10 protein-coding genes are annotated in these 11,749 nt (G+C 58.9%); 3 read left to right on the top strand and 7 right to left on the bottom strand.

Annotation, left to right across the window (positions count from 1 at the left end):
• Positions 1 to 131: 131 nt before the first annotated feature.
• The 6 genes from FJU08_RS15085 to FJU08_RS15110 form a co-directional block, all read right to left on the bottom strand.
• Complete coding sequence (locus tag FJU08_RS15085) at positions 132 to 857, bottom strand: GntR family transcriptional regulator (RefSeq protein ID WP_141149846.1); 726 nt, start codon at positions 855 to 857, stop codon at positions 132 to 134.
• Positions 854 to 2,143, bottom strand: a complete 1,290-nt coding sequence (locus tag FJU08_RS15090) for a TRAP transporter large permease (protein ID WP_407943714.1) — start codon at positions 2,141 to 2,143, stop codon at positions 854 to 856. Before FJU08_RS15090 ends, FJU08_RS15085 begins: the two co-directional genes overlap by 4 nt.
• Positions 2,136 to 2,660 carry a TRAP transporter small permease subunit gene (locus FJU08_RS15095; RefSeq protein ID WP_181409862.1) on the bottom strand — a complete coding sequence of 175 codons (525 nt, stop codon included), beginning with the start codon at positions 2,658 to 2,660 and terminating at the stop codon, positions 2,136 to 2,138. The genes FJU08_RS15090 and FJU08_RS15095 overlap by 8 nt, the downstream gene beginning before the upstream one ends.
• Before the next feature lie 148 nt (positions 2,661 to 2,808).
• Positions 2,809 to 3,789: a TRAP transporter substrate-binding protein gene (locus FJU08_RS15100; protein WP_181409863.1), complete on the bottom strand. Its 981-nt coding sequence runs from the start codon at positions 3,787 to 3,789 to the stop codon at positions 2,809 to 2,811.
• 13 nt (positions 3,790 to 3,802) lie between these two features.
• Positions 3,803 to 5,497, bottom strand: coding sequence for a hydantoinase B/oxoprolinase family protein (locus FJU08_RS15105; protein ID WP_141149850.1), 1,695 nt, complete (start codon positions 5,495 to 5,497; stop codon positions 3,803 to 3,805).
• Positions 5,494 to 7,566: a hydantoinase/oxoprolinase family protein gene (locus FJU08_RS15110; protein ID WP_210245244.1), complete on the bottom strand. Its 2,073-nt coding sequence runs from the start codon at positions 7,564 to 7,566 to the stop codon at positions 5,494 to 5,496. The genes FJU08_RS15105 and FJU08_RS15110 overlap by 4 nt, the downstream gene beginning before the upstream one ends.
• 387 nt (positions 7,567 to 7,953) lie before the next feature.
• On the opposite strand from FJU08_RS15110, the gene FJU08_RS15115 reads away from it, so the two are divergent.
• The 3 genes from FJU08_RS15115 (at position 7,954) to FJU08_RS15125 (ending at position 10,406) form a co-directional block, all read left to right on the top strand.
• On the top strand, positions 7,954 to 9,192 hold the full coding sequence (locus FJU08_RS15115; protein ID WP_141149940.1) for an OmpP1/FadL family transporter: 1,239 nt from the start codon (positions 7,954 to 7,956) through the stop codon (positions 9,190 to 9,192).
• A gap of 92 nt (positions 9,193 to 9,284) precedes the next feature.
• The gene (locus FJU08_RS15120) at positions 9,285 to 9,698 is read left to right on the top strand and encodes a DUF2147 domain-containing protein (protein ID WP_141149852.1); all 414 of its coding nucleotides are present in this window, start codon (positions 9,285 to 9,287) and stop codon (positions 9,696 to 9,698) included.
• Positions 9,699 to 9,767: 69 nt separating this feature from the next.
• Positions 9,768 to 10,406: a DUF1176 domain-containing protein gene (locus tag FJU08_RS15125; protein WP_141149853.1), complete on the top strand. Its 639-nt coding sequence runs from the start codon at positions 9,768 to 9,770 to the stop codon at positions 10,404 to 10,406.
• Positions 10,407 to 10,435: 29 nt separating this feature from the next.
• Here FJU08_RS15125 and FJU08_RS15130 read toward each other — a convergent pair whose 3' ends face one another.
• Positions 10,436 to 11,614 (bottom strand): hypothetical protein, encoded by a 1,179-nt coding sequence (locus FJU08_RS15130; protein WP_141149854.1) that lies wholly within the window; start codon positions 11,612 to 11,614, stop codon positions 10,436 to 10,438.
• Positions 11,615 to 11,749: the final 135 nt, after the last annotated feature.

Raw genomic sequence — 11,749 nt, forward strand, 5'->3', positions numbered from 1 at the left:
GCGCGTTCAAATACCGTAAGCTGATGTGAACTCATAACACCGCTTTAGACCGGTTCGCGCGCGAAGAACAGTCAAATCCTGACGATCGTCATCATTTTTCGACAAAAGCATCGCGACCGGCTTCTCCGCTCCTACTTGTCAAGCCAGACATCGGAGCGCACACGAAAGCGCGTCGGGTCATAGATCGCCTGGCTGATCTCCACCAGCTGGCCCTTGGCATCAAACAATTCGGCATCAATGCTCAGCGCCGGTGTACCGGGCGTGAGGCCGATGGCATCGGCAGCAATGGTCGGGCAGGCAATGGCATCGACCGATTGCGTCAGCCGCGCTATCGGGCAGGAAAAAATCTCCTCGATCAGCGCATAGACCGACCCGAGATTTTGCCGCGACAGTGCCGGCTCAATGCCTGCATAGGCGCCGGTGACATACATCTTGCTCCAGCTGAAGGGGCGGATCCGGCCGGGCATGCGACGCACGCCGACAATCTCCAGCCAGTAGCCTGTGGTGCTTTCATGATTGCCGAGCATGGCGATCGAACCATTCTCGACATGCCGGGTGGACCAGATATCGAGCACCGTTTCCCGGGTCACCTGCAAAAGTTCCGACATGCCATTGGTCATCATCCGGAAATGCTGTTGCGGCGTCTGCGATGCGATCACGGTTCCCACGCGCTTCCGGCGCTCTACCAGGCCTTCCGATTCCAGCTCGCTGAGCGCGCGCCGCAAGGTTGTGCGGCTGACGCCGCATTCCGTGGCGAAATCGACCTCTGGTGGCAGTCGCTCGCCGACTTTCCATTTGCCGCCGACAATGCTGTCACGCAGCGAACGGGTCAGGGTCTTGTGTCTTGGAGCGCTCATGTCATCTGTCCAGGTAGAAAGAGTACGATCTGAGGAAAGGCCGCAAGAAGCAGTGCAAATCCAACCAATATCATGAAAAACGGAAAGACGGCACGCACAAGGTTGCCGACAGTCTCACTAGTCTGTGCCTGAATCACAAAGAGATTAAAACCTATCGGCGGTGTTATCTGCGATATTTCCACTGCAATTACAATAAAAATACCGAACCAGATAGGATCAAAACCTGCGGCTGTAACCAATGGCAGCGTCACCGGCAATGTCATGACGATAATGGATGTCCCGTCAAGAAACATGCCGATCACAACGTAAAAGAGGAGCAGTGCGGCAATAAGCGTGAAGGGAGACAGGCCAAGGCCAGCAATCCAGTCAGCCGCCGCGCGCGGCAATCCGAGAAAGCCGAATGCGGCGTTGAGAAGTGCGGCACCTAAGAGAATCAATCCCATCATCGCCGTTGTGCGCACGGCGCGCCGACCGGCCAGCGCCAGATTGGTGAGGTTCAGTTCGCCCCGCACGGCGGAAAGGATGATGGCGCCGAGAACGCCGACCGAAGCCAGTTCCGTCGGGCTTGCCAGCCCGAAATAGAGCGACCCCATAATACCCGCGATCAGTGCCGCCATCGGCCCGATCTCGGCAAGGCCTTTCCAGCGCTCGGCCCAGCTGTAGCGTCGCGCATCACGGTGACCGCCAATAACGGTATGGTGCACGGCAATGTAGAGACTGTAGAAACAGGCAAGCAGCAGGCCGGGAATGATCCCGGCGATGAACAGCCGCAGGATGCTCTGCTCCGACACGACGCCATAGATGATCATGATGATTGATGGCGGGATCAGAAAGCCGAGCGTTCCTGCGCCTGCAAGAGATCCCATGGAAAGACGCCGGTCATAGCCATGCGCCTGCAGCTCCGGCAGGGTGACCCGGCCGACAATGGCGGTCGTCGCCGCAGACGAACCCGAGACGGCGGCAAACAGGGTGGAACCGACGACATTGACATGGACAAGCCCGCCGGGAAGCCGGCTGACCCAGGGCGCGAGCCCTGAAAAGAGCGAGCGTCCGAGTTTGGCGGTGACGAGAATATCACTCATCAGAATGAAAAGCGGCAGCGCCAGGAGTTCCTGCGATGTGGCGGCTGTCCAGAGTAGCTTGCCGGAAAATGTTTCCAGCGGAATATTGGGCTTGTAGATGGTCAGAAGAATATAGCCGCCGCCAAACAGCGAGAGGCCGATCCAGACGGACCCGACCAGAAGGGCAGCAAACAGCAAAACGGCGACGAGCGCGATCTCAATCAAGCGCATCCTCCTCATTCTCGATCAGGTCCGGTGCAAGGCCGCTCATAAGCCGCACCAGCCGGGCGAGAAGTGCCAACACGAATTCGCCAGCGCCAACCACGGCAAAGAATTGCGGGATGGCCAGCGGCGTATTGACATAGCTTGCCTGCCTGATGCCGCGAACCAGCGAGGTGTGAAACACGCTCCAGAAAGCGTTCAGCATGAGGATCGCCAGAGCGATACCGATAAGGGTCGAGAAAATCTCAACACCGGTGCGCAAACGCGGGGCACCACGCGACAAGAGCAGCGATACGCGCACCTGCTTGCCATGGCGGAGCGACGGTCCGAGGCCAAGCAGGATGACGGCCGCCATGGCAAAGGCGCTATATTCCCAGGAGACGGCGAGACTGGTATGCACCACCGCACGGCTGATCACTTCGGCCAGCATCAACGTGCAGAAACCGTAGAGCAGGATCATTGCCACGGTCTCGGCAATGCGCGCCGTCCAGTCGGTGAAGATCAGAAATCTGTTTCGCAAAAGATATGTCCTGAAACGGGCTGCCGCCCCAAAAGCACCGTGTATCCATTCAAACGCCGAAGGACACTCCAGCTTCGTGAAACGGTGCATCGCCCTGCAAATCATCTCCGATTTTCAGGGCAATGCGCTGGCGGCAGCCCGGTTTTCGTTATTTTGCTGCCGAGGCCTTGTAGGTGTCGATGATCGGCCCGGCTTCCGGAACCTTGGCGATGAACTCGTCCCACATGGCATGGCCGCTGTCGGACATGGCCTGGCGCATGCTGGGATCGGCCTCGGTGACGGTAATGCCGTTTTCGACCAGAATTTCAGTCTTGCCCTGATCTTCGGCCGCACTCATGGCCCAGAATTCCGGCTCCAGCTTTGCCACCACATCTTCGATCGCCTGCTGCTCGTCAGCACTGAGACTGTTCCAGGCATCAAGGCTGACGGTCACGACATCGGTGGAAGTCGACCATTGCAGCGGGTTGAAGAAGGACGTCGTATCCCACAGCTTGCCGTCAACGCCCGACGATGTCGATGTTGCGACGCCGTCAATCGTGCCGGCGGCAAGTGCGGGGACTACGTCGCCCCAGGGCATTTCAAGCGGTGCGGCGCCAAGCTTGGTCAGAAAGGTGAAGCTGGCCGGATTGAAAGCGCGGATACGCTGGCCCTTGAGTTCCTCATCCGTGGTGATCTTGGTGCGGGAATAAAGCCCAGGTGATGGCCACGGCACATAATAGAGGATCTTCTGGTTATGCTTTTCGGCAATCTGATCGAAGGCCGGACCGGCCACCTTGAGGAAGGCCGCCATCTCGTCCTGCCCCTGAATCAGATAGGGCAGCGTGTCAATGGCGAGCAGGGGTTCTTCGCCCGCCTGAAGAAACAGCAGATAATCCGCCATCTGAACGATGCCGCTTTCCACCGCCGCCATGCTTTCGCTGCCGGATACACCGATCGAGCCAGCCGAAAGAACCGAAATATCCACTTCCCCGTCAGTCGCCTCGCGTACGGCATCAGCAAACTGCTTTGCCGCCTTGGCCTGAAAATTGGTGTCCGGCCAGGGGGTCGAAAAATCCCAGGTCGCGGCCGATGCAGCCTGTGCAAATGTAAGGGTGAGAGCCCCGGCAGCCAGTGCGTATCTAAAATTCATCTGCTGTCTCCTCTTATGATTGGCCAGAGCCACCGCCATCCTCTTGGTGGTCCTGAAATGCTTGGTAATAGGTACTCGCCGCCTCTCGGCTGACGAGCCCACGCACAACATCCCGGTTCAGGAGTTCGGCCGGCCTCTCCGCCGGATTACCGAAACCGCCCCCGCCGGGCGTTCTCAGGATCAGCTCCTCATCGGGGCCGATCGCGTAAAGTCCTTTGTCGTCAATCACCCGGCCGCCGGAAATTTCGGCATGTCCGGGAAGGCCAGGCAGGCCGCCTGCCCGGCCCGCTGCACCCTTTTTGAGACGTTCAAAGGCTGCCGCCGACAACTTCAGCGTCTGACCCCGTGAAGAGCGGAGCCTGATTTCCTGGCCAAGTCCGCCGCGATAGCGACCGGGACCGCCGCTATCGGTGGCAAATTCCTTGGCGGTATAGATCAGCGGCGCCACGGTCTCGGCAATCTCCACAGGAACCGTACCAACCCCGGAGGGGAAGGCCGTTGTCGAAAGACCATCGGAACCCGGCCGCGCACCCATGCCGCCGAGAGCAACATTGAGCGATGAGAACGCGTCGTCGCCATCCGCCGAAATCGCCAGCACCCAGAGCGCACCGGCACTTTCGGCAAGGATACGTCCCGGCATGGCGTCCGCCAGGCAGCCGAGCATCAGATCCGGCAAGGCCTGACCGACAACATGACGCGCCGTCACCGGCCAGGGTCGCTCGGCGCTGACGATCAACCCCTTGGGCGCGGTGATCCGGATCGGCTCCAGCGAGGCGTGGTTATTGGGCACATGCGGCGCTACAGCAACCTTGATACCGAAGGAAGCATAGGCCTGGCTGTAGCTCAGCGGGCAGTTAATCCCCTTGGCAATAGCAGGCGCCGAGCCCGCGAGATCGGCCGTAATCGTGCCATCGGCAATCGTCATCTTGGCCTTGAGCCGGATTGGCGCATCATAGCCATCAAGCTCGACCTCGGCTGAATAGACGCCCTCGGGCAATTTCTCGATTGCCGCTCTGGTCGCCGCGGCTGAGCGCTCGAAAATGAATGCGGCCAGATGCTCAAGCGAGGAAAGCCGGTATTCACGCATCAGGTCGATCAGCCGCTTGGCGCCTTCGTCATTACAGCTCATCAGCGACAGGATGTCACCGCGCGCCTCACGCGGGACGCGCGAATTGGTGGCAATGAGATCGAGCAGTTCCTCGTTGAGAGCGCCGCCGCGGCGCAGCCGGGTCACCGGAACCAGCACGCCCTCCTCAAAGACAGAGCGGGCTTCTGCCGACCAGCCAAGCCCGCCGACATCAACCACATGGCAGGTCGAGGCGATATAGGCGACAATCGCGCCATCCAGAAAGATCGGCGTGACGACGACAAAGTCGAACACATGGCCGGCGCCGAGCCAGGGATCATTGGTCACCAGCACATCGCCGTCGACCAGAGAACCCGGCGCGACCTTTTCCAGCATCGCATTGACCGACTTCGCCATCGTGTTCACATGGCCCGGCGTTCCGGTCACGGCCTGGGCCATCATCCGTCCCTCGGCATCAAAAATACCAGCCGACAGATCCCCTGCCTCGCGGACGATGGCACCGAAGGCGACGCGCAGCAGGGCATTGGCCTGTTCCTCGCAGACCGAGATCAGCCGGTTCCACATGACATTCATGGCGATGATTTCGGCATCGCCTAGTCCGGTTTTCACAACGTCGCTCATGCCGCACCTCCGCGTGTCATGACGATATGTCCCACGGGATGGACTATCGCCGTCCATCCGGCAGGACCATAGGTCGTGGTCTGCTCTTCGGTAATGAGAAAGGGACCATCAAACTTTTTGCCTGCGGCAGCGGCCTGACGCGCGAAGCGGCTGGCGACAACGCGCTCACCGGAAGACGGGTCAAATACCGATGCCGGTTCCAGAGCCGCAGCGTTTCCGCCCTCCCCCGGCGGAGCAGGCGTCAAAGCCTGTTCGGGACCAGTCAGGGAAAGGATCAGGGCGACCAGCTCCACCGCATTGTCCCGCATCTTCGTGCCGTAAATATCGTGGTAGCTGGCAATGAAGCGCGCCTTCATCGCGTCAATATCGTCCTTGGAGGAAACCAGGCCATCCAGCGCGATCTTCAGCGCATGGCCCTGGCCTTCATAACGCAGCTCCGCCGAAAGCATCGTATGAGCCGCCTGCCCCGCACCCAGCGCCGGGCGCACAACGGCTGACGCCTCATCTGCCATGGCCTGCTGCAAGGTCTGGATGGCATCAAGATCGATGCGGTCTGTCAGCGTCAGCACCGAGCGGGCCACCTCATAGGCTACCGGCGCACTCAAAAAACCGACCGCCGACCCGACACCGGCCAGCGCAGGGATGACGATGCGGCTGATGCCGAGCTTCTCGGCAAGGCGGGCAGCATGCAGCGGCCCTGCTCCCCCGGAGGCCATCAGCGTGTAGCGCGTGACATCCTTGCCCTGTTCGATGGCGTGAACACGGGCAGCATTTGCCATGGCTTCCTCGCCCATTTCGGCAATGCCAGCCGCCGCCCATTCCGGCGAGGAAAGGCCAAGCGGCTCTGCGACATTGCGGGTGATTGCCTCAAGCGCGAGATCAGGGCGCAGCGTCATCGTGCCCCCGGCAAAGCCGTCCGGAGACAGTTTGCCAAGCACGACATTGGCATCCGTGATCGTCGGCATGGTGCCGCCGAGCCCATAGCTGGCCGGTCCGGGAACCGAGCCTGCACTTTGCGGGCCGACGGCAAGCCGGCCGAGCGCATCGCGCCTGGCGATAGAACCGCCGCCCGCACCGATCTCGACCAGTTCGGTCGTCGGAATGCGCACCGGCAGACCGCTGCCCTTGATATCGCGCCAGGCCCGCGCGATCTCGAAACGTCGCGCCGTTGCCGGTGTTGCATCCTCAAGAAAGCAGATCTTGGCAGTGGTACCGCCCATGTCAAAGGCCAGCATCCGGTCAATCCCGACCTCGCGCGAGACCCGGACGCCCAGCGCGACACCGCCTGCGGGGCCACTTTCCACCAGCCGGATCGGCACTTTTTTCGCCTGCTCCAGACTGGTGAGCCCGCCGCCGGAAAGCATCAGCATGAACTCACCGGCGAAGCCGCGTGCCCGCAATTCATCGTCGAAACGCTGCAGATAGCGGGACATGAGCGGGCGCACATATGCATTGGCAACCACGGTGGAAAAGCGCTCATATTCGCGGATTTCCGGCGAAACCTCGGCGCTGAGGCAGAACGTGACCGAAGGATCAAGCCGGGCCCGCAGCCATTCGGCGACCTGATGTTCATGGCTGGAATTAACAGTCGAATGCAGGAAGCCGATGGCAACCGCCTCGACCTTTTCCTTGCGCAGGACCTCAGCAATGGCGTCAATTTCCGCCTCGTCAGGCGCGCTCAGCACATTCCCATGCGCATCGATGCGTTCTGAGACGGTCAGCCGCAATTCGCGCGGCACAAGCGGCTCCGGCAGCTGAATATCGGTATCATACTGATCGAAACGGCGTTCATAGGCCATTTCCAATATGTCGCGAAAACCGCGGGTGGTCACCAAGGCTGTCTTTGCGCCTCGCCGCTCGATCAGCGCATTGGTGGCAAGTGTGGTTCCGTGGATCACGGTGCCAATGGCATCGAAATCAAGTTCATTGCGGGCAAGCAGAGCCGCACCGCCGTCAATCGCAGCCCGTTCGGGCGCATCAGGGGTCGTCAGAACCTTGAGCGAGGTCAGCGCATCGGCTTCAAGCACGACGTCGGTGAAGGTTCCGCCAATATCTATCGCAAGTCTCAACATACTTTTAATAGTTCGTACTTTTGGAAAAAGGTCAACATATATTCGTAGGTAACCACAACCGATGCGCGTTAATATTCGACTTTATAGCGCGCTGTAATACCAAGGAAAAGCATTTTCCCGGCACGGTCCGGCGATCCCAAGTGACGGGCTGACCCTCAGATGAGGTTAGCCCGCAACGCTCCAGACAAGCATGTCAGCGAAAAATTGATGATCGTCAGCCCTCTTGCATCTTTGTTACGTATAGGTAATGTTAAAGCTCTATAGGTTTTCTTTTGGACTCTTGTAGATACTACATAACGTATCGTGATCAGGGAGGAGTGAGCGATGCAGATTTTGGCGCGGGGGGCGACGTCCCTCGCATTCTCAGCTTTACTAACTGCAATGATGGCAGGAACGGCTTTTGCCGGCGCCTTTGCCTTGCGTGAGCAGGGTGCTGCCGGCCAGGGACAGGCTTTTGCCGGCGCTGCCGCAGGAAGTGCCTTTGTCGGTTCCATGTACTGGAACCCGGCAACCATGACGGATCTTGACGGGCTGCAATTCCAGCTCGACCTGACTGCAATTCTGCCCTATGCCGACATCACCCCGGAAAAGGGAACCAGCCCGACGCTGCTCGGGCTTGGTGGCACCGGCTCGACCGGCGACATTGCCATTGATGCCGTTCTGCCCACCGGCTATGTCAGCTATCAGCTGAATGACCGGGTCTGGCTCGGCCTGGCACTCAACTCACCTTTCGGGCTGACGACCAAGAACCCGTTCAACTATGCCGGGCAGATCTATGCCCGCACCTCGGAAGTGCGCAGCTATGACATCAACCCGACCATCGCCATCAAGGTCAATGACTGGCTGTCGCTCGGCGCAGGGATTGAAGCGCTTTATTTCAAAACCCGGCTGACCCAGGCGATGAGCCCCTATCCAGATGCAGCAACAGCCTCGCTTGAGGGTGATGACTGGGGCATCGGCTATACGCTCGGCTTTACCTTGAAGCCCAGCGACAGCACCGAGATCGGCGTCGGCTACCGCTCTTCTGTCAATCTCGGCCTTTCCGGCGATCTGGCGCTTGGCGCCGCCAAGACGCCGCTTCCCGCCGGGACGTATGGCATTGATGCAACCTTGCACACGCCGGACCAGATCACCGTCGGGCTGAAGCAGAAAGTCACGGACAAGCTGACCGTGAATGCCGGGTTCGAATGGACCAACTGGAGCCGGTTCGGCACCATTCCGGTCTATGGCAATACCGGCATGACCAATGGCATGAAGCTGACCGAGCTCGCCTTCGAATATCAGGACGGCTATTACGTGGCGCTCGGTGCTGAATATCAGTGGACCGATCAGTTCACCATTCGCGGCGGGCTCGGTTATGAATGGTCGCCAATCACCACCACCAATCGCGACCTCAGGCTTCCCGATAGCGACCGTATCCATGCAGCGCTTGGCGGCACCTATCAGATCAACAACAGCCTGGCACTCGACATGGCCTATGAGCACATCTTTCCGGTCGGCAATGGTGACATCTCGATCACCAGCGGCAATCCGCATTATGTGACGGGCCTGCCCTTCACCGGCAGCGTCACATCGGATGTGAACATCGTCTCGATTGGCCTGCGCTATCGCTTCGGCGGCTAAAAGCCGGGCGAAAGCTGCAATCTGGCCAGATAGATGACCTGCCCGGTCCGCAACCCAATGCGGGCCGGTTTCAAGCCAATCGGGAGGATGGAATGAAACGGAATAGCAGACGGACACTCATCGCGGCGCTTGTCGTCGCCTGTATGGCGGCCCCGGCACTGGCCGCTTCGCCGGAAGGCACGTGGCTCACCCAGAGCGGCAAGACAAAGGTGACGATTGCGCCCTGCGAGGCCGCGCTTTGCGGCACGATTGTCTGGCTCGCAATGCCGGGCAAGGACGCGAAAAACCCGAAGGCCGGTGCCAGAGATCGTGATCTTGTCGGATCCCAGATGATCTACGCCATGCAGCCGGACGGTGAAGGCTGGAAGGGCAAGCTCTACGACTACGAGAACGGCAAGACCTATACCGGAAAGATATCCTTGACGGGCGATGGCGGACTGAAACTCTCCGGCTGCATTCTCGGCGGTGCGCTTTGCCGAAGCCAGATCTGGACCCGCGCGCAATAGCAAACTGCCGCTTGCCCACTTGCATCACGCTGCCTATCCTGTCGAAAAAACGGTCAGGGAGACAAAATCATGCGCGCTGAATTTTACGCCGCGGCGATGCTGCTGGTTGCGGCTAGCCCGGCCCTGGCCGCCGAGGCAGATCTTGATCAGGCGCGCGCCATGGTCATGGCCGCCCTGCCGGAAGACTGCGACGCCACCCTTGCCGACCGGCTCGACGGCATTGCCAATGAAACCTACGCCGTGACCTGGCCGGAAACGGAATATGACGGCACGCCCGTTAAACGGCATGGCACATTATTCGAGATCCCCTGCTCACTCGGCGCCTATAATCTTGGCTACGCCTATGTCTTCGCTCCCGAAGACGATTTCTTGCCGATGGCGATCGTCAGCTTCGCCACCCCCGATTTCGTTCTCGATTATGCCGACGACACGGACACGACGCTTCTCCAAGACCCCGTCGTAACCGGCCTTGCCAGCGAAATGCTGCTGATCAACCCGCGCTTCGACCCCGAGACCAATACGATCACGAGCTTTTCGAAATGGCGTGGTCTGGGCGACGCCTGGGATTCTGGCGAATGGACCATCGACAGGGGGCGGTTCGTGCTGAAGCGCTATGTGATCGATCCCATCTACGAGGCCAATCTCGAAGCGCCTAAGACAATCGAAGGCCAGCAGGAATTCGTACTGTATCAGGCTGAGACCCGTTAGGGCGCCTTTCTCCAAAAAAGAAAAGCGGACTAAACTGCGGTTTCCAGTTTCACATGGTTCGGCACGTTCTTCTTATGACTGCTCGGCGGACGATAAGCATTCTCCGCAACCTGGTTATATTGCCGTGCAATATCCGCCCTGTTTTGCGCCTCCAAACCCGCCTGCCGTTCGGCAGCAAGCTTCGACTGATCTTCGAGAAAGCCATCACCTTCTCGGGCAGATGACGCCATTCTAAAGTCCCAGTGACTTCCACCCAGACCTTTCTTGACCATCAGGATAGACAGGTCCGGGTTCACAGACCGCAGCTTCTCCGCCGTGAGCCAGCAATCCGAAAGATAAACCCTGGTTGCAATATCCTTGTTCCACTCCTCAGTCCCGAAGCGTTGCTTCCTATCCTCTTTTGATTGGCCAGCAAATCCGCGATATATCCTGTCTCGCTGCCACTCGTTCGGGTTGATAACGATAGCATTGACTTTAATGGGGCGACTGACCCCCATACCCTTATAGACGTTTACATCGGGTCGTCCTATCGCGATCAACTCGTTATATCTCATCGTTTTCTCGAGGACCTGTTTCGGCGAGGCAACATCGGTCAGCGTCGTCACGCCTTTATTTTGTTTCTCCACTGGACCCTTGAGGGAAATGTCATTGAGCGTTGCTTTTGCCAGAAGCCCCGCCCGTTTCGCGCGAATTTTTGCGGGCTCCCTGGACTTGCCGTGAGAATCCACATATTTCTGCTGCGGCTGCGCGCCAGCATGGTTCGCAAACCAGACATCTGCGTGGTGGGCGCCCAGGATATTCTGGGCTGGAACAGACAATGAGAACCCGACCTCGGCAAGCGTTCCCGGATTCTCCTTGGTTTTCTTGTGCGGATCAAGCAAAGAGCAACTGACGGCATCCCAGCTGCTGATCAGCTTTTGGAAGTTCTTATGATACACCGCGCTGCCCTCCTCGGGACTATGGCGGATCATATGAACAATATTGATATTGTCATATTCCTTGAAATGTCTGTTGCCTGCGGGATCTTTTTTGGCTGCGGCAAGCGCCGTGTACCGGCTATTGGCACGCAGCTTGTCCCATTCGGAGAGGTTATGCGCCTTGTTTCTGGTCAAGGAGAAATCATTCGGGCAACCGCCATTCTGCTTCTCACGATCAGCAATACACTTCGCTATTCCTGCGTCATTCAACGTTTTAATTGCTAATGGCATTTTCGGTTCCTTTCGTTTGAGGGAGAGCGAAAAGGACGACGGCAGTTCATAGGCAAAGCACGCCCGTACCCAGGAGAGCCATTTGCCTCCCAAGATATTGATCGAATATATGTCTCGCTCTATACCGAAAACTAT

The organism is Martelella alba, assembly GCF_006516955.1.
GTDB classification, from domain to species: domain Bacteria; phylum Pseudomonadota; class Alphaproteobacteria; order Rhizobiales; family Rhizobiaceae; genus Martelella; species Martelella alba.